General features: G+C 64.1%; 16 protein-coding genes and 1 pseudogene. 6 read left to right on the forward strand and 11 right to left on the reverse strand.

The features are described 5' to 3' along the window. Positions 1-74 precede the first annotated feature (74 nt). Positions 75-854 carry an AraC family transcriptional regulator gene (locus M2S36_RS22740; RefSeq protein WP_207838095.1) on the forward strand — a complete coding sequence of 260 codons (780 nt, stop codon included), beginning with the start codon at positions 75-77 and terminating at the stop codon, positions 852-854. Between the two features lie 126 nt (positions 855-980). Here the strand turns inward: M2S36_RS22740 and M2S36_RS25200 are convergent, their stop codons facing one another. From M2S36_RS25200 to M2S36_RS22760, 5 genes and pseudogenes are all read right to left on the reverse strand, one after another. Continuing rightward, positions 981-1,748 (reverse strand): methyl-accepting chemotaxis protein, encoded by a 768-nt coding sequence (locus M2S36_RS25200; RefSeq protein ID WP_372239043.1) that lies wholly within the window; start codon positions 1,746-1,748, stop codon positions 981-983. A gap of 90 nt (positions 1,749-1,838) precedes the next feature. Continuing rightward, positions 1,839-2,984, reverse strand: a pseudogene (locus M2S36_RS25205) (HAMP domain-containing protein); the annotation flags it as partial. A gap of 107 nt (positions 2,985-3,091) precedes the next feature. After that, positions 3,092-3,502: a Cu(I)-responsive transcriptional regulator gene (gene cueR, locus M2S36_RS22750; protein WP_063911119.1), complete on the reverse strand. Its 411-nt coding sequence runs from the start codon at positions 3,500-3,502 to the stop codon at positions 3,092-3,094. Then, positions 3,499-5,898 carry a heavy metal translocating P-type ATPase gene (locus M2S36_RS22755; protein WP_207838102.1) on the reverse strand — a complete coding sequence of 800 codons (2,400 nt, stop codon included), beginning with the start codon at positions 5,896-5,898 and terminating at the stop codon, positions 3,499-3,501. Before M2S36_RS22755 ends, cueR begins: the two co-directional genes overlap by 4 nt. A 52-nt stretch (positions 5,899-5,950) precedes the next feature. After that, positions 5,951-6,337 (reverse strand): hypothetical protein, encoded by a 387-nt coding sequence (locus M2S36_RS22760; protein WP_207838104.1) that lies wholly within the window; start codon positions 6,335-6,337, stop codon positions 5,951-5,953. Between the two features lie 144 nt (positions 6,338-6,481). Here M2S36_RS22760 and M2S36_RS22765 point away from each other — a divergent pair, with 144 nt between their 5' ends. Together M2S36_RS22765 and M2S36_RS22770 are read left to right on the forward strand one after the other, a co-directional pair. After that, positions 6,482-6,679, forward strand: coding sequence for a heavy-metal-associated domain-containing protein (locus M2S36_RS22765; protein WP_063911122.1), 198 nt, complete (start codon positions 6,482-6,484; stop codon positions 6,677-6,679). A 193-nt stretch (positions 6,680-6,872) separates the two neighbouring features. After that, on the forward strand, positions 6,873-8,054 hold the full coding sequence (locus tag M2S36_RS22770) for a multidrug effflux MFS transporter (protein WP_207838105.1): 1,182 nt from the start codon (positions 6,873-6,875) through the stop codon (positions 8,052-8,054). Here M2S36_RS22770 and M2S36_RS22775 read toward each other — a convergent pair. Beyond that, positions 8,005-8,202, reverse strand: a complete 198-nt coding sequence (locus M2S36_RS22775) for a hypothetical protein (RefSeq protein ID WP_082888227.1) — start codon at positions 8,200-8,202, stop codon at positions 8,005-8,007. The genes M2S36_RS22770 and M2S36_RS22775 overlap by 50 nt on opposite strands. Before the next feature lie 490 nt (positions 8,203-8,692). Between M2S36_RS22775 and M2S36_RS22780 the strand changes: the two genes are divergently transcribed. After that, complete coding sequence (locus tag M2S36_RS22780) at positions 8,693-9,406, forward strand: ArsR/SmtB family transcription factor (protein ID WP_207838107.1); 714 nt, start codon at positions 8,693-8,695, stop codon at positions 9,404-9,406. Positions 9,407-9,437: 31 nt separating this feature from the next. On the opposite strand, the gene M2S36_RS22785 is transcribed toward M2S36_RS22780, so the two are convergent. The 5 genes from M2S36_RS22785 to M2S36_RS22805 all read right to left on the reverse strand — a co-directional run bounded on the left by M2S36_RS22785 (position 9,438) and on the right by M2S36_RS22805 (position 13,964). Continuing rightward, positions 9,438-10,385, reverse strand: a complete 948-nt coding sequence (locus tag M2S36_RS22785; RefSeq protein WP_233694896.1) for an adenosine deaminase — start codon at positions 10,383-10,385, stop codon at positions 9,438-9,440. Positions 10,386-10,471: 86 nt separating this feature from the next. After that, the gene (locus M2S36_RS22790; protein ID WP_207838112.1) at positions 10,472-11,158 is read right to left on the reverse strand and encodes an SDR family oxidoreductase; all 687 of its coding nucleotides are present in this window, start codon (positions 11,156-11,158) and stop codon (positions 10,472-10,474) included. Positions 11,159-11,699: 541 nt separating this feature from the next. Beyond that, positions 11,700-12,284, reverse strand: a complete 585-nt coding sequence (locus tag M2S36_RS22795) for an IMPACT family protein (protein ID WP_207838114.1) — start codon at positions 12,282-12,284, stop codon at positions 11,700-11,702. 9 nt (positions 12,285-12,293) lie between these two features. Continuing rightward, on the reverse strand, positions 12,294-12,956 hold the full coding sequence (locus M2S36_RS22800; RefSeq protein ID WP_012270360.1) for a TetR/AcrR family transcriptional regulator: 663 nt from the start codon (positions 12,954-12,956) through the stop codon (positions 12,294-12,296). A gap of 90 nt (positions 12,957-13,046) precedes the next feature. Next, positions 13,047-13,964: a LysR family transcriptional regulator gene (locus tag M2S36_RS22805; RefSeq protein ID WP_046616867.1), complete on the reverse strand. Its 918-nt coding sequence runs from the start codon at positions 13,962-13,964 to the stop codon at positions 13,047-13,049. Positions 13,965-14,082: 118 nt separating this feature from the next. Here M2S36_RS22805 and M2S36_RS22810 point away from each other — a divergent pair, with 118 nt between their 5' ends. Together M2S36_RS22810 and M2S36_RS22815 are read left to right on the forward strand one after the other, a co-directional pair. Continuing rightward, positions 14,083-15,429, forward strand: a complete 1,347-nt coding sequence (locus M2S36_RS22810) for an aspartate aminotransferase family protein (RefSeq protein WP_207838117.1) — start codon at positions 14,083-14,085, stop codon at positions 15,427-15,429. A gap of 73 nt (positions 15,430-15,502) precedes the next feature. After that, positions 15,503-16,996 (forward strand): CoA-acylating methylmalonate-semialdehyde dehydrogenase, encoded by a 1,494-nt coding sequence (locus M2S36_RS22815; RefSeq protein ID WP_085626064.1) that lies wholly within the window; start codon positions 15,503-15,505, stop codon positions 16,994-16,996. Positions 16,997-17,029: the final 33 nt, after the last annotated feature.

Consider the following 17,029-nt stretch of genomic DNA (forward strand, 5'->3'; position numbering starts at 1 on the left):
CCCTGTGGGAGCGCGCCTGACTTGACCATGAATCAACTGTTAGGCTTGTCTGATCAGAACTACAAGAAGCCGCCATGCCGATCATCGGACACCCCCGCGCCATCCCGGCGCTGGACCACCTGCCCAGGCCGCTCTATGCCCGTGCCGAAAGCCTCGGCGCCGGCTCCTGGACCACCCGCCACCAGCACGACTGGGTGCAGTTCTCCTACGCGATCAGCGGCGTCCTCGGGGTGTATACCCACGAGGGCAGCTACTTCGCTCCGCCTCAGTGGGGCGTGTGGATACCAGCCGATGCCGAACATGAGGTGGTCACCTCGATGCAGGCCGAAATGCGCAGCCTGTACGTGCGCCGGGATGCCTGCCCATGGGCACCGGAACAGTGCCGTGTGCTGGAAGTGACCCCGCTGGCGCGCGAACTGATCAAGCAGTTCTGCCTGTTCCCGGCAGACTACCCGGAGGGTGACAGCGCCGAGGCGCGGCTGGTGGCGGTGCTGCTCGACCAGTTGCGCACGCTGCCCGAGGTCGGTTTTTCGCTGCCACTGCCACGGCACCCGGGGTTGCTGGCGCTGTGCAATGGCCTGATCGCTGCACCGGACCAGCCGCAGACCTTGCAGCAGTGGGCGCGGGAGTTGGGGTGTTCGGAGAAGACGCTGATGCGGCTGTTCCAGCGGGAGACGGGTTTGAGCTTTCGCAACTGGCGGCAGCGTATGCGGCTGTTGTCATCGCTGGCGCTGCTGGAGGCGGGGGAGAGTGTGACCGAGGCGGCGTTGGGGTGTGGGTATGACTCCACCTCGGCTTACATTGCGGCGTTCAAGCAATTGTTTGGCGCGACGCCGGGAGAATTGAAGCTTTAGTGATTGGTCGCCTGTGCCGGCCTCTTCGCGGGCACGCCCGCTCCCACAGGTACTCCACAGCCTGCAAAGCTGCGGTGATTCTGTGGGAGCGGGCATGCCCGCGAAGAGGCCGGCACAGGCAACACATCAGGTACGGAACCTGCGCACCAGTGCATCCAGCTCATTGGACAACCCGGCCAGGCTCTCCGAATCCACCCGCGCCGCCTGGGCAAGTTCCGCCACCAGCTGCGCATCGCCGTGAATCTGGCTGATGTGCCGGTTGATGTCCTCGGCCACCTGGTGCTGCTCTTCGGCCGCCGTGGCGATCTGGGTGTTCATGTCGCGGATCACATCCACCGACTCGCGGATCTGCCCGAAGCTGTCACGGGCCAGGCCGATGCGGCTCACCGACTGCTGCGAAACCTCCAGGCTGGCGTGCATCTGTGCGGCCACTTCGGCGGTGCGGCTGGCCAGGTTGCCCAGCAGGCCGTCGATCTCGGCGGTGGAGTCGGCAGTCCGCTTGGCCAGCGCACGCACTTCGTCGGCGACCACGGCAAAGCCACGGCCCTGCTCGCCGGCACGGGCCGCTTCGATGGCGGCGTTGAGCGCCAGCAGGTTGGTCTGCTCGGCAATCGAGCGGATGGTGCCGAGGATCGACTGGATGGCGTTGCTGTCACGCTCCAACTGCTGGATCGACTGCGCCGACTGTTCGATCTCCTGGCTCAGGCGGTCGACGCTGTGTACTGCGGCATCGATCTGCTGCTGCCCTTCGCGTGCCTGTTGCTGGCCGCTGTCGGCCGACTGCGCCGCCTGGCTGCAGGAGCGAGCCACTTCGTTGGCGGTGGCGACCATTTCGTGGAAGGCGGTGGAGACCATGTCCACTGCTTCGCGCTGGCGGCCTGCGGCTTCGGCCATGTCGCTGGAAACCCGGGTCGAGCTGCTGGAGGTGCTGAGGATCTTGCTGGCGGCAGTACCGATGTGCTGGATCAGGCTGCGAATGGCGCCGAGGAACTGGTTGAACCAGTTGGCCAGTTGCGCGGTTTCGTCACGGCCACGGATTTCCAGGTTGCGGGTCAGGTCGCCTTCGCCCTGGGCGATATCTTCCAGGCCGCTGGTGACGCTGTTGATCGGACGCACGATCAGCTTGGCGAAGGTGGCGCCGACCACGGCGAACAGCGCAGCCAGCACCACGGCCACGATGCCGATCAGCCAGGTCAGGCGGGTGGTGGTCTGCATCACTTCGCTTTGCTCGATCAGGCCGATCAAGGTCCAGCCCAGCTGTTCATCCGGGTAGATGTTGGCCATGTAGCGCACGCCATTGAGCTCCACTTCGGCCAGCCCCTTGCCGTGCTTGGCCAGCTCGGCGTACCCGTCGCCAAAGCTCGCCAGTTGCTTGAAGTTGTGCTTGGCGTCACGGGGGTCGACCAGTACGTTGCCGTTGTTTTCCACCAGCAGCAAGTAGCCGCTTTCGCCCAGCTTGATCTGCTGGACGATCTCGGTGAGGCCTTTGAGCGACACGTCGACGTTGACCACGCCCCCAGGGTTGCCCAGCTGGTTGGCGACGGTGCGCACGGTACTGACCAGCACGGCGTCGTCGGCAGCCCAGTAGTAGGCGCCGGTACGCAAGGTCTTGCCAGGGTTGGCCATGGCCAATTGGTACCAGGGGCGGGTGCGCGGGTCGTAATTGACGAACTTCTGCCCGGCCGGCCAGCCGACGTAACCACCGTCATTCACCCCATAGGACAGGTACGCATAGCTGGGGTGCGTGGTGGCCAGACGAGTCATGAACTCCAGCACTTTGCTGGCATGGTCGCCCAGTTCATAGGACGGGGTTGCGCTCATGTACTTGTTCAGTTCGCTGCCCGTGGCGGCGACCAGGGGCTGCGAGGCCATGTACTCGACGTTCTGGTTGATGCCCTGGAAGAAGATGTTCATTGCGTTGCTGACCTGGCGGATTTCCCGGCTGCTGCCATCGAGGAATCCGTCGCGGGCTTCGCCACGCAGGTTGAGGACCACCAGGGTGGCCACAAGGACGATGGGCAAGCCGGCGATGACCGCGAATGCCCAGGTCAGTTTCTGTTTGATGCTCATCGACGCTCCCGGATTTTTATTTTCGATACACGAGGCAGGTAACAACTGCATCGGCAGCATCCGGGTTTAATGTAGGAAAACGCCCGTATTTATTGGACAAAGTCGCAGTTGGTGACTATTCGGTCGTGTTTGGACGTATATGGCATACCAAAGGATTGCGGGGCGCCTCAGTGACAGCAGCCGCCCGCAGCGCCGTTGGCCAGGTCCTTGAGGATCGGGCAGTCCGGGCGCTCGTCCCCCTGGCAGTGCGAGACCAGTTCGCCGAGGGTGTCGCGCAGGCTCACCAGCTCTTCGATGCGCCGGTTCAGTTCATCGATATGTTGCATGGCCAGCGCTTTCACATCAGCGCTGGCGCGTTGGCGGTCCTGCCACAGGGTCAGCAGCTTGCCGACCTCCTCGAGGGAAAAGCCCAGGTCGCGGGAACGCTTGATGAAGGCCAGGCTGTGCAAGTCTTCCGCCTGGTACAGGCGGTAGCCGCTGTCGCTGCGCGTGGCGGGCTTGAGCAGGCCGATGGACTCGTAGTAACGGATCATCTTGGTGCTGAGCCCGCTGCGGCGGGCGGCCTGGCCGATGTTCATGGGGCCTCCTGAGTGTTGCTGGTGGGTTTCCAGGCCTTGAGCCACAGCGCGTTGCTCACCACGCTGACGCTGGACAGGGCCATGGCGGCGCCGGCCAGTACCGGGTTGAGGTAACCCAGCGCAGCCAGCGGGATGCCGATCAGGTTATAGATGAACGCCCAGAACAGGTTCTGGCGGATCTTCGCATAGGTCTTGCGGCTGATCTCCAGGGCGGCCGGTACCAGGCGCGGGTCGCCGCGCATCAGGGTGATGCCGGCGGCCTGCATGGCCACGTCGGTACCGCCACCCATGGCGATGCCGATATCGGCTGCAGCCAGCGCCGGAGCATCGTTGATGCCATCACCGACCATGGCAACCACGCCATCCTGCTTCAGTGCGGCCACGGTCGCGGCCTTGTCGGCCGGCAGCACTTCGGCATGCACGTCGTCGATGCCCAGGGCGTCGGCCACCACTTTGGCGCTGCCGCGGTTGTCGCCGGTCAGCAGGTGGCTGCTGATGCGTTGCGCGTGCAGGGTATCGATCGCCTGCGCGGCGCCGGGCTTGAGGCTGTCACCGAAGGCGAACAGGCCCAGCACCCGCGGCTGTGCGCCGCGTTCGATCAGCCATGACAGGGTGCGCCCCTCGGCTTCCCAGGCCTGGGCCTTCGCGGCCAGGTCTCCGGGTGGCAGGGCGCTTTCGTCGAGCAGCCGGCGGTTGCCCAAGGCCAGCTCGCGGCCCTCCACGCGCCCGGCGATACCACGCCCGGTCAGCGACTGGCTGTCGGCAACAGCAGGCACGTCCAGGCCCTGTTCGGCACAGGCATCCAGTACCGCCTTGGCCAGCGGGTGTTCGCTGCCGCGCTGCAGGGCGCCGGCCAGGCGGTGCAGGTCGGCGCTGCTGCCCACCTGCGCCTGGCTGTGGACAACGCGCGGGCTGCCGGAGGTGAGGGTGCCGGTCTTGTCGAACACCACACGGTTGACCGCATGGGCTCGCTCCAGGGCTTCTGCGTCCTTGATCAGGATGCCATGGCGGGCGGCGACCCCGGTGCCGGCCATGATCGCTGCGGGTGTGGCCAGGCCGAGGGCACAGGGGCAGGCGATGACCAGCACGGCGACGGCGTTGATCAGCGCGGTTTCCAGCGGTGCGCCAGCCAGCCACCAGCCGACCAGGGTGATCAGCGCCAGTACCAGCACGGCCGGGACGAATACCTGGCTGACCCGGTCGACCAGCTTCTGGATTGGCGCCTTGGCCGCCTGGGCGTCTTCCACCAGGCGGATGATGCGCGCCAGCACGGTTTCGGTACCCAGTGCCTGGGTACGGACCAGCAGCCGGCCTTCGCCATTGATGGCGCCACCGGTGACGCTGTCCCCGGGTTGCTTGGGCACCGGCAGGCTCTCGCCGCTGATCAGGGCTTCATCGGCATGGCTGCTGCCGTCTTCGACCACGCCATCGACCGGGAAGCGCTCGCCGGGTTTGACCAGTACCAGGTCGCCAAGGCGCAGTTGGGCAATGGCCACGTCTTCTTCCTGGCCATCGACCAGGCGCACGGCACGTTCCGGGCGCAAGGCTTCGAGGGCCCGGATGGCGCTGGCGGTCTGGCGTTTGGCACGGCTTTCCAGGTACTTGCCCAGTAGCACCAGGGCAATCACCACGGCCGAGGCTTCGAAGTACAGGTGCGGGGCCATGCCGGCGGGGGCTTGCGCCCACTGGTACAGGCTCAAGCCGTAACCGGCGCTGGTGCCCAGGGCCACCAGCAGGTCCATGTTGCCGGCACCGGCGCGCACGGCTTTCCAGGCGGCCACGTAGAAACGCGCGCCGAGAATGAACTGCACCGGCGTGGCCAGCAGGAACTGCACCCACGCTGGCAACATCCAGTGCAGGCCAAACGGCTGCACTACCATTGGCACCACCAGCGGCAGGGCGAGCAGCAACGCTGCAGCGACCGCCAGGCGTTCGTTACGCAGGCGGCGTTGGGTAGCAGGCTGGTCGGCCTTGGCGGCTTGCGGCAGGCTGGCGCTGTAGCCGGCCTTTTGCACGGCGTCGATCAGCAGGTTGTCGTCGAGGGCCGCGAGCACTTCGAGGTGTGCGCGTTCGCTGGCCAGGTTGACGCTGACCTGCTCAACCCCCGGCAGCTTGCCGAGGGCGCGCTCTACGCGGCCGACGCAACTGGCGCAGGTCATGCCGCCAATCTGCAGTTCGACGGTGCGGGTGGGCACGCCATAGCCGGCTTCGCGTACGGCGTCGACGAGGGCGGGCAGGCTGTTGGCCGGGGCCTGGACCCGGGCCTGTTCGGTGGCGAGGTTGACGCTGACCTGTTCAGCGCCGGTGACCTTGCGCAGGGCGCGCTCGACCCGGCCGGCACAGCTGGCGCAGGTCATACCGGAGATCGGCAGGTCGTATGTGGTGGATGCGGGCATGGCTCTCCTCCTTGGACAGGCCTCCAGCATCAACCTTGCCACGCAGGTAAGGTCAATAGCCCAGGCCGGCTCGCTTCAACTCCAGCCCATAGTGCCCCATGGCGATGCGGTATTTGTTGATCTGGCCCGCCTGCAGGTTCAATCGTGTGCTGCGCTGGTCCTCGACACCCGCGGCGCAGCCGGGCATTTGCCCGGGCAGCAGGCGCAGGCGCACGTCTACCGGGCCGGGCGGCAGGTTGAACGAGGTGGACTGCTCCTGGAATACGCGCCCGGAGAGCTGGTCGTTGAGGTAGATGCCGATTTCGCAACTGGTGGCCACTTCCAGGCGCTCCCGGGAAATGATCAGCACGCTGTAGTCCGAGTTGCCCTCGGCGCTGGCCGGTGGCACTGCAGCCAGCGTGCTCAACAGCCCGACGACGCCCAATGCTGCCCTGAACATGAAAAATCTCCTGCTTGCCTGATCATCAAAGGCGCAGCTTGGCCGACGCGCGCGCGGATTTCCACCCCGGCTGTTGTCGGCAGGACTTGACCTTGCCCCGATGGCAAGCTTGAGACTCGTGGAAAACCTGAAGGAGGTAACCCCATGCAAGTGTTCAATGTACAAGGCATGACCTGTGGCCATTGCGTGAAAGCCGTGACCCGGGCGGTGCAGGAGCAGGATGCCGCGGCCAAGGTGGAGGTCGACCTGGCGGCCAGGCAGGTACGGGTGCAGAGTGAGTTGGCGCAGGAGCAGATTCTCACGGCCATTCGCGATGAAGGTTATCAGGCCGAGGCGGCCTGAATACTGACCTGTGGGAGCGGGCGTGCCCGCGAACACCGGCGCAACCGGTGCCATCCACCGCGCCGCCTGATTCACGGGCACGCCCGCTCCTACAGGGGCCGCACCAGGCCCAGTATTGTTGCAAATGTTTTCATGTCGATAGGGTCCACAGCAGGTAGAATCAAGCACTTGCTTAGCCTGCTATGGATTCCTGATGAACCTGCGAATGGTGCTCATCCTGGGCGCACTCAGTGCGTTCGGGCCTTTGGCGATCGACTTCTACCTGCCCGCCTTCCCGGCCATGGCGCAGGCGTTCGCCACCGATGAAAAACACGTCCAGGCCACCTTGGCCGCCTACTTCCTTGGCCTGTCCATCGGGCAACTGGCCTACGGGCCGGTGGCTGACCGCTTTGGCCGACGCAAGCCGCTGATGTTCGGGGTGACCCTGTTCACCCTGGCGTCACTGGCCTGTGCCTATGCCCCCAACCTCGACACCCTGGTGCTGGCGCGTTTCGTACAGGCGCTGGGCGGTTGCGCCGGGATGGTGCTGTCGCGGGCCATTGTCAGTGACAAGTGCGACCCGGTGGCCTCGGCCAAGGTGTTCTCGCAACTGATGCTGGTCATGGGGTTGGCGCCAATCCTGGCACCGATGCTGGGCGGGGTGTTGGTGAACCTGGCCGGCTGGCAATCGATCTTCCTCGCCCTTAGCCTGTTCAGTGCAGGTTGCCTGCTGGCGGTCAGCCTGGGCCTGCCGGAAAGCCTGCCCGAGCACATACCACGGCAACCGCTGGCTGGCGCCTTGCGTCAGTACATGCGTCTGCTCGCTGACCGGGTGTTCATCGGCCATGCCTTGACCGGTGGTATCGCCATTGCCGGCATGTTTGCCTACATCGCCGGTTCACCTTTCGTGTTCATCAAGCTCTACGGCGTGCCGGCCGAGCATTACGGCTGGTTATTCGGCACCAATGCTGCCGGCTTTATCCTGGTGGCGCAGGTGAATGCACGCTTGCTGGCCAAGCGTGGGCCGGCGTTCCTGCTGGCGCGTGCGGTGTGGTTGTACCTGGCTGCGGGCCTGACGTTGCTGGGCGTGGCGGCATTGCGACCAACACAGCTGTGGCCATTGCTGGTACCGCTGTTCGTCTGCATTTCCAGCCTCGGTTGCATCATCCCCAACGCCTCTGCCTGTGCCATGAGCGGGCAGGGCACGCGGGCCGGGAGTGCCTCGGCGCTGATGGGCTGCCTGCAGTTCAGTGTCGCCGCCGGCGCAGCGGCGCTGGTCGGGCTGCTGCATGATGGTAGTGCGGTGCCGATGGCGCTGGTGATCAGCTTGTGCGGGGCACTGGTGGTCAGTGTCGCGCTGCTGACCCGACGTTTGCCGGCCAAGGTTCCCGCATAAGCGGGTGAGGTGCCTGCAGGCGGGTTTCCAGCGTGGCGACGAAGGCACGCGCCTCGGCCTCGCTGCGGAAACTGACCACGTGTTGATCGAGCTGAACCTGCCAGGGGCAGGCGGGGTTTCGGCTCGACGCGCTGACGACAATTTTCATCGCGGCATACCTCCAAAGGGGGGAGAGCGGATGAAGTGTAGCGCTACCCCTTCTTCCTGCCATGACCTGCTTCAGTGTCCTGACTGACGGTCGACTGGAAACTTTTCTACACGCTTTTGCCTGCTTGGGGCGCTATGCCCGCAAGCACGTGGAACCTTCGCTTTGGCTTGCGCTACTTGTGGAAATCAGGTGTCGGCCGCGTCCGAAGTTGCATTCGGTGTTTTTTCCGCCTGTCGTTCCCGTGCCCCTGCCAGGGTGTGCCGGGCTGCTTGCCCGTGCGGTCCGGGCAGGTTTCACGCACCGTTTCACTGCTTGCCATGGGTAGGCATACCCAGTGGTTTTTTTGCCTGCGGCACCACTGCGCGGGGCTGCCTGAATGGCGTTTTTTGCGGCTTATACTGGCGAACCAGGCCAGTGCCAGCGAGAGGCGCTTCCCTGCCAGGGTTGGCCATCGCATCCACACAGTGAACTTGCAGGGAGTTACAGGGACATGAACGCAGCCAGCAGTATCAGCCAGATCGCCAGCCTGATGGCCGACCCCAAACGCAGTGCCATGTTGTGGGCATTGATCGATGGCACGCCGCGGCTGGCCAACGAGCTCGCGGTAATGACCGGCCTGACCTCGTCCTCGGCCTGCGCTCACCTTTCGCTGTTGTCGTCGGCCGGTTTGCTCCGGCACGAAGCGCGGGGCCGCAAGCGCTACTTCCGCCTTGCCACCCCGCAAGTCGGGGCGGCGGTGGAGGCCCTGGCCAGTGTCCAGCTGGAGAGTACCAAGGGGGAGCGGGCCAAGGCGCCGGTATCATCGCTGCCCATGTCGATACGCAGGGCGCGTCGCTGTGGCGATCACCTGGGTGGGGAACTGGCCGGTGAGCTGTATCACCGTCTGGTGGTGGCCGGCTGGCTGGAGGGTAGCGGTCGCCAGCTGATGGTGAGCGAGGAGGGGCGGGCGCAGTTGGCTTTGGTCGGGGTCTACATCGATGCCTTGGCACCGCATCAGCAACGTGGCTGTGTGATCTGCCGCTGCACCGAGTGGAGCGATGAGGGGCCGCACCTGGGCGGGGTACTGGGGCAGGCCTTGTTCCGGCTGTTCCTGCAATCGGGGTGGATGCGCGAGGCCGAGGACTCGCGGGCATTGCATATCTCTGCACTGGGTGTTCAGCAGATCAATCGCATTGCCCGCGTGCCAACCTGGCAGGTCGGTTGACCGCGACACTGTCATGTCGCCGTCATGTCATTCAGACCAGCCGGGCATCCAGGCTGTTCTGGGCCAGCCGACGGGCCTGGTCTTCGGTCATGCCCAGGTGGGTGTACAGGGCGTGGAAGTTCTCGGTGACGTAGCCACCGAAGTAGGCCGGGTCGTCCGAATTGACCGTGACCTTCACGCCGCGCTCGAGCATGTCGAGGATGTTGTGCTGGCTCATGTGGTCGAATACGCAGAGCTTGGTGTTCGACAGCGGGCACACCGTGAGCGGGATCTGCTCGTCGATGATGCGCTGCATCAGGCGTTCGTCCTCGATGGCGCGCACACCGTGGTCGATACGCTTGACCTTCAGCAGGTCCAGGGCTTCCCAGATGTACTCGGGCGGGCCTTCCTCGCCGGCATGGGCAACGGCGACCAAGCCTTCGCTGCGGGCGCGGTCGAACACGCGCTGGAACTTGCTTGGTGGGTGGCCCATTTCCGAGCTGTCCAGGCCAACGGCGATGAAGGCATCGCGGAACGGCAGGGCCTGGTCGAGGGTTTTCTGTGCTTCATCTTCGCTGAGGTGGCGCAGGAAGCTGAGGATCAGGCCGCTGCTGATGCCCAGTTGCTCGCGACCGTCCTTGAGTGCCTGGTTGATGCCGTTGAGCACCACTTCGAAGGGGATGCCGCGGTCGGTGTGGGTCTGTGGGTCGAAGAACGGTTCGGTGTGGATCACGTTCTGCGCCTTGCAGCGTTGCAGGTAGGCCCAGGTCAGGTCGTAGAAGTCCTGCTCGGTGCGCAGCACGTCGGCGCCCTGGTAATACAGGTCGAGGAACTCCTGCAGGTTGTTGAAGGCATAGGCACCGCGCAAGGTCTCCACATCGGCCCAGGGCAGGGCGATCTTGTTGCGCTCGGCCAGGGCGAACAGCAGCTCGGGCTCCAGCGAGCCTTCCAGGTGCAGGTGCAGTTCGGCCTTGGGCAGGGCGTTCAACCAATCATACATAGTGGGTCATCTCGATCAGGTACGGTTGCCGCCATTCTACAGAGGCTGGCCGGGCAATGCGCCCGGCCAGGCTGTGACCCGGTGAATCACCAGACCAAGGGTTCGCCCTTGTAGTTGATGAAGCGCAGGCCGCCGTTGCCGCTTTGTGCCTTGATCTGTTCGAGCATGCCGCGGGTGCTGGTCAGCACATCGATCTCGGCGTTTTCGCCGCCCATGTCGGTTTTCACCCAGCCCGGGTGCATGGCCAGCACGCACAGGTCGGGGCGTTGTTGCTCGACGACGAAGCTGTTGATCATCGAGTTCAGGGCCGCCTTGCTGGCCTTGTACAGGCAGACTTCGCCGCCGTCGGGGATGGTCACGCTGCCCAGGATTGAGCTCATGAAGGCCAGCACGCCGCTGCCTTCGCGTACCTGGCCGACCAGGCGGCGGGCCACGCGGATGGGTGCCACGGCGTTGGTCATGAACAGGTCGCCGATGTCCTTGTTCTGCACCGCCTCCAGGTCTTGCGGCAGGGGGCCCATGACGCCGGCGTTGACGAATACCAGGTCGAACACTTGACCTTGCAGGCGTTGCTTCAGGCCATCGAGTTGAGCCGTATCGTTCATTTCCAGCTGCTCGATGCGCACGCCAGGTACATCGGCCAGGGCGCCGGGCTGCTGCGGGTTGCGCACGGTGGCGGTGATGTTCCAGCCGTCTTCGTGCAGGCGCTGCACCAGGCCCAGGCCCAGCCCGCGCGAGGCGCCGATGATAAGTGCAGTTTTTGCGTTAGCCATGTGTACGCACTCCGTGATCAGTTTGCAGGGAAAGGTATTGAGGATAATGCACTGGGGCCAATTTGCGGCCCTTCATTCAAAAGCGGTGCAGTACCTGTGGGAGCGGCCTTGTGTCGCGATGGGCTGCGAAGCAGCACCAGGATTTCAGCAACACCCCATGAATTGCCGGGGCCGCTTTGCGGCCCTATCGCGACGCAAGGCCGCTCCCACAAAGGATCGCGTTCTCCTGTGGGTAATTCGGCGTGCGAGCTGGCTAAAAAACGACCAGTCGCGCCGCGCCCTTGTCTGGGCGGGCACTTCGCCTGTTGGCGCACGGGTTATCCACAGGCTGTTCCACAGTTATTGTGTGCAAACCGAGAGGCTGCAGGCTGGCGCCTCTGGCCTCGTGCTGGGGATAACTTCTGGGCTTTCAGCAGTTTGCCGCTGTCATCAAACGGTGATCAAAATATGATCAAAGCTCTGTAGGCCTTGAAAACATTGACCTGCAAGCGAATGCCCCAAGCTTATCCACAGGCCGGCCCACAGTTGTTGTGGGCAATGTTCAGCGTGCTTCGAGCAGAATGCGTCCGCGGCTCAAGTCGGCCAACTGCTGCTGCAGTGGGGCCAGGTGGACGTCACCGAGTGCAATCAGCAGGTCCACGCCATTGGCGGTGAACTGCTCATCCAGGACCAGGCCGTCAACCTCCGCCAGGCGCAACTTCACCAGCGCCAGTTCGCTGAAACTGCAACTGCAGGTGAATTCGCTGCGCTGCACCAGCAGCCGCTTGGGTGCCTGTTGCAGGCACTTGTTGGCGCCGCCGCCGTAGGCCCTGGCCAGGCCACCGGTACCCAGCTGGATGCCGCCGTACCAGCGGATTACCAGCACCACCACCTGGTCGCAGTCCTGCGCTTCGATGGCCGCGAGGATTGGCCGCCCCGCGGTACCGCCAGGTTCGCCGTCATCGCTGCTGCGGTACTGGGCGCCGAGCTTCCAGGCCCAGCAGTTGTGGGTCGCGGCCAGGTCGCTATGGCGTTCGATGAAACTCATCGCTTCGGCGGCACTGCTGATCGGCCCGGCGAGGGTGATGAAGCGGCTTTTGCGGATTTCCTCGCGGTATTCGCAGAGGTCGAGCAGGGTAGAAGGCATAAATGACGGTCAGGCAGCCGGCTTGATGCCGCAGCCTTTCAGGATGATGTGGATAAGGTTGTTGCTCGCGTCTTCCATGTCCTGCTTGGTCAGGCGGCTGCGGCCGGTAACCTGGCAGATCTGGGTGGCGAAGTCGGCGTAGTGCTGGGTGCTGCCCCACAGCAGGAAGATCAGGTGCACCGGATCGACCGGGTCCATCTTGCCGGCTTCGATCCAGGCCTGGAACACCGCGGCCCGGCCCCGGAACCATTCGCGGTAGTCGGCACTGAAATATTCCGTAAGGCAGGTGCCGCCGCTGATCACTTCCATGGCGAAAATCCGCGAGGCTTGCGGGTTGCGCCGGGAGAACTCCATCTTGGTGCGAATGTACTGGCTCAGGGCTTCGCCCGGGTCATCCTCGACGCTCAAGGCGTTGAAGGTGCTGTCCCACAACTCGATGATGTTGCTGAGCACGGCAATGTACAGGCCCAGCTTGTTGGTGAAGTAGTAATGCAGGTTGGCTTTGGGCAACCCCGCCTTGAGGGCGATGGTGTTCATGCTGGTGCCCTTGAAACCATGGCGGGCAAACTCGTCTTCGGCGGCCTGGATAATGGCCTGTTCGTTCTTCTGGCGGATGCGGCCCGCGGGCTTGCCCGAGGCGGAGAGGCGATGCGCAGGGACTTCTAGGGTCATGGACGATTCCGTACGGGTCAGTGGCTGCGGCTGTCGGACAAGATTACCTGCCTGTGCCGAAGTGACAAGCGTTTGCGGCACAGACTGGCATCAGCGTGTCGCAGCCAGGCTTTCGAGGAAGCTTTCCAGCACCAGGTTAGGCCGTCGGCCTTTGCGCGTTACCCAGCTGAGGCTCAGGTCATAGAAGCGTTGTTGGGGCTTGAGGGCGCGCAAGCGGCCTTGCTGCACCCAGAACGTGGCGTAGTGGTCCGGCAGGTAGCCGATGTAGCGCCCGGTAAGGATGAGAAACGCCATGCCTTCACGGTCCGAAGCACTGGCCGTGCAGTTCAGCGCCTGGTAATGCGCCTGGATTTCGGCCGGCAGGCGGAAGGTGGGGGTGATGGCTTCCTGGCTGTTGAGGCGGTCGTCGTCGATCTGCTGGTCATCGGCATAGAACAGCGGGTGGCCGACCGCGCAGTACAGCAGTGAGCGCTCGCTGTACAACGGCTGGTACTCGAGGCCCGACAGCGGGCTGGTCTGCGGCACCACGCCGACGTGCAGGCTGCCGTCGAGCACGCCGTGCTCGACCTGGCTGGGGGCGATCATGCGGATCTGGATGCGCACGTCGGGGCCGCGGTCCTTGAGCTCGGCCAAGGCATGGGTGATGCGCATGTGTGGCAGGGTCACCAGGTTGTCGGTCAGGCCGATGTTCAGCTCGCCCCGCAAATGCTGGTGCAGGCCGTTGACTTCGGTGCGGAAGCTTTCCAGGGCGCTGAGCAGTTGCAGGGCCGAATGGTAGACCTCGCGGCCTTCCTCTGTCAGTGAGAACCCGGCACGGCCGCGTTGGCACAGGCGCAGACCGAGGCGTTGCTCGAGGTCGTTCATCTGTTGGCTGATGGCCGAACGGCCGATGCCCAGCACGTTTTCGGCGGCCGAGAAGCCGCCGCACTCGACGACACTGCGGTAGATCTTCAGCAGACGTATGTCGAAATCGCTGACTTGGGCGAGTGGATCGGGGCGTCGGCTCATTAGTTTAGTCAGGGCCTGTCTGAAGATTAGAAATGTTGGCTTTTTCAGACTTTATCGCCGTGCCAAGTTAGCTGCAACAACATCCATCGTTGCCTGATCGTCTTCCGAGGAACCGCCGATGAACATGCCCGAAACCGCCTCCGCCGGTATCGCCAGCCAGCTGAAGCTGGACGCCCACTGGATGCCTTACACCGCCAACCGCAACTTCCAGCGCGACCCACGCCTGATCGTGGCCGCCGAAGGCAACTACCTGTTCGACGACCAGGGGCGCAAGATCTTCGATGCCCTGTCGGGCTTGTGGACCTGCGGCGCCGGGCACACCCGCAAGGAAATCACCGAGGCGGTGGCTCGGCAGATCGGCACCCTGGACTACTCCCCGGCCTTCCAGTTCGGCCACCCGCTGTCGTTCCAGCTGGCCGAGAAAATCACCGAGCTGACCCCGGGCGACCTGAACCATGTGTTCTATACCAACTCCGGTTCCGAGTGTGCCGACACCGCGCTGAAGATGGTGCGTGCCTATTGGCGCCTGAAAGGCCAGGCGACCAAGACCAAGATCATCGGCCGTGCCCGTGGCTACCACGGTGTGAACATCGCCGGCACCAGCCTGGGTGGCGTCAACGGTAACCGCAAGCTGTTCGGTCAGCTGCTGGATGTCGACCACCTGCCTCACACCGTGCTGCCGGTGAACGCCTTCTCCAAAGGCATGCCGGAAGAGGGCGGTATCGCCCTGGCTGACGAAATGCTCAAGCTGATCGAGCTGCACGACGCCTCCAACATCGCTGCCGTGATCGTCGAGCCGCTGGCGGGTTCGGCTGGCGTACTGCCGCCGCCGAAGGGTTACCTGAAGCGCCTGCGTGAAATCTGCACCCAGCACAACATCCTGCTGATTTTCGACGAAGTGATCACCGGCTTTGGCCGCATGGGCGCGATGACCGGTTCTGAAGCCTTCGGCGTGACCCCGGACCTGATGTGCATCGCCAAGCAGGTCACCAACGGCGCCATCCCGATGGGTGCGGTGATCGCCAGCAGCGAGATCTACCAGACCTTCATGAACCAGCCGACCCCGGAGTACGCCGTGGAATTCCCGCACGGCTACACCTACTCGGCCCACCCGGTAGCCTGTGCCGCCGGTATCGCCGCGCTGGACCTGCTGCAGAAGGAAAACCTGGTGCAGGCCGCCGCCGAGCTGGCGCCGCACTTCGAGAAGCTGCTGCATGGCGTGAAGGGCACCAAGAACATCGTCGATATCCGCAACTACGGCCTGGCCGGCGCGATCCAGATCGCTGCCCGCGACGGTGATGCCATCGTGCGTCCATACGAAGCGGCGATGAAACTGTGGAAGGCAGGCTTCTATGTACGCTTCGGTGGCGACACCCTGCAGTTCGGCCCAACCTTCAACACCACGCCGCAGGAGCTGGACCGCCTGTTCGACGCTGTGGGCGAAACCCTGAACCTGATCGACTGATCGTTCTGATTCTGATGCCAGGCGCGTGAACACATCGCGCGCCTGCCTCTACCTTCTCTATCTGGAGTTTTGCATGAGCATTGTTCAGCACCTGATCCACGGCGAACTGGTTACCAAGGGTGAGCGCACCGCCGATGTCTTCAACCCGTCCACCGGCCAGGCCGTGCGCAAGGTCGAACTGGCCAGCCGCGCGACCGTGCAGGAGGCTATCGACTCGGCCAAGGCGGCTTTCCCGGCCTGGCGCAACACCCCACCGGCCAAGCGCGCCCAGGTGATGTTCCGCTTCAAGCAACTGCTGGAGCAGAACGAAGCGCGTATCGCGCAGATGATCAGCGAAGAGCACGGCAAGACCCTCGAGGATGCCGCCGGCGAACTGAAGCGTGGCATCGAGAACGTCGAATTCGCCTGCGCAGCGCCGGAAGTGCTGAAAGGCGAGTACAGCCGCAACGTCGGCCCGAACATCGATGCCTGGTCCGACTTCCAGCCGCTGGGCGTGGTTGCCGGTATCACCCCGTTCAACTTCCCGGCCATGGTGCCACTGTGGATGTACCCACTGGCCATCGCCTGCGGTAACGCCTTCATCCTCAAGCCTTCCGAGCGCGACCCGAGCTCGACCCTGTTCATCGCCCAGCTGCTGCTGGAAGCCGGCCTGCCGAAGGGCATCCTCAACGTGGTGCACGGCGACAAGGAAGCGGTGGATGCGCTGATCGAAGCGCCGGAAGTGAAGGCCCTGAGCTTCGTCGGTTCGACGCCGATCGCCGAGTACATCTACGCCGAAGGCACCAAGCGCGGCAAGCGCGTACAAGCCCTGGGTGGTGCGAAGAACCACGCGGTGCTGATGCCGGATGCCGACCTGGACAACGCCGTGAGCGCACTGATGGGTGCGGCCTACGGTTCGTGCGGCGAGCGTTGCATGGCCATTTCGGTGGCGGTGTGCGTGGGTGACCAGGTGGCCGACGCCCTGATTGCCAAGCTGGAACCACAGATCAAGGCACTGAAGATTGGTGCCGGCACCTCGTGCGGCCTGGACATGGGCCCGCTGGTGACGGCTGCTGCCCGTGACAAGGTGGTGGGCTATATTGATGACGGTGTTGCTGCTGGCGCCAAGCTGGTGGTGGATGGCCGTGGCTTCCGTGTGGCCGGTAATGAGGATGGCTACTTCGTCGGTGGCACCCTGTTCGACAAGGTGACCCCGGAGATGCGCATCTATAAGGAAGAGATCTTCGGCCCGGTGCTGTGCGTAGTGCGTGTGAACAGCCTGGAGCAGGCCATGCAGCTGATCAACGATCACGAGTATGGCAATGGCACCTGCATCTTCACCCGTGACGGTGAAGCGGCGCGCCTGTTCTGCGATGAGATCGAAGTGGGCATGGTCGGTGTGAACGTACCGCTGCCGGTGCCGGTGGCCTACCACAGCTTTGGTGGCTGGAAGCGCTCGCTGTTCGGTGACCTGCATGCCTATGGCCCGGACGGGGTGCGTTTCTATACCCGTCGCAAGGCTATCACCCAGCGCTGGCCGCAGCGGGCCAGCCATGAGGCTTCGCAGTTTGCGTTCCCTAGTTTGTAAGGGATGAAGCATGAAGCGGGGAGGCCGGTAGGC

It is taken from the genome of Pseudomonas sp. SF2, assembly GCF_036858055.1.
Lineage (GTDB): Bacteria > Pseudomonadota > Gammaproteobacteria > Pseudomonadales > Pseudomonadaceae > Aquipseudomonas.

Bases quoted from the DNA above. Each gene is read 5' to 3' on its own strand.
- M2S36_RS22785 (WP_233694896.1), bottom strand. From the start codon at position 10,385: ATGTATGATTGGTTGAACGCCCTGCCCAAGGCCGAACTGCACCTGCAC.
- M2S36_RS22775 (WP_082888227.1), bottom strand. From the start codon at position 8,202: ATGAAAATTGTCGTCAGCGCGTCGAGCCGAAACCCCGCCTGCCCCTGG.
- M2S36_RS22795 (WP_207838114.1), bottom strand. From the start codon at position 12,284: ATGCCTTCTACCCTGCTCGACCTCTGCGAATACCGCGAGGAAATCCGC.
- M2S36_RS25200 (WP_372239043.1), bottom strand. From the start codon at position 1,748: ATGGCCGAAGCCGCAGGCCGCCAGCGCGAAGCAGTGGACATGGTCTCC.
- M2S36_RS22740 (WP_207838095.1), top strand. From the start codon at position 75: ATGCCGATCATCGGACACCCCCGCGCCATCCCGGCGCTGGACCACCTG.
- M2S36_RS22770 (WP_207838105.1), top strand. From the start codon at position 6,873: ATGAACCTGCGAATGGTGCTCATCCTGGGCGCACTCAGTGCGTTCGGG.
- M2S36_RS22760 (WP_207838104.1), bottom strand. From the start codon at position 6,337: ATGTTCAGGGCAGCATTGGGCGTCGTCGGGCTGTTGAGCACGCTGGCT.
- cueR (WP_063911119.1), bottom strand. From the start codon at position 3,502: ATGAACATCGGCCAGGCCGCCCGCCGCAGCGGGCTCAGCACCAAGATG.
- M2S36_RS22790 (WP_207838112.1), bottom strand. From the start codon at position 11,158: ATGGCTAACGCAAAAACTGCACTTATCATCGGCGCCTCGCGCGGGCTG.
- M2S36_RS22815 (WP_085626064.1), top strand. From the start codon at position 15,503: ATGAGCATTGTTCAGCACCTGATCCACGGCGAACTGGTTACCAAGGGT.
- M2S36_RS22780 (WP_207838107.1), top strand. From the start codon at position 8,693: ATGAACGCAGCCAGCAGTATCAGCCAGATCGCCAGCCTGATGGCCGAC.
- M2S36_RS22755 (WP_207838102.1), bottom strand. From the start codon at position 5,898: ATGCCCGCATCCACCACATACGACCTGCCGATCTCCGGTATGACCTGC.
- M2S36_RS22765 (WP_063911122.1), top strand. From the start codon at position 6,482: ATGCAAGTGTTCAATGTACAAGGCATGACCTGTGGCCATTGCGTGAAA.
- M2S36_RS22805 (WP_046616867.1), bottom strand. From the start codon at position 13,964: ATGAGCCGACGCCCCGATCCACTCGCCCAAGTCAGCGATTTCGACATA.
- M2S36_RS22810 (WP_207838117.1), top strand. From the start codon at position 14,083: ATGAACATGCCCGAAACCGCCTCCGCCGGTATCGCCAGCCAGCTGAAG.
- M2S36_RS22800 (WP_012270360.1), bottom strand. From the start codon at position 12,956: ATGACCCTAGAAGTCCCTGCGCATCGCCTCTCCGCCTCGGGCAAGCCC.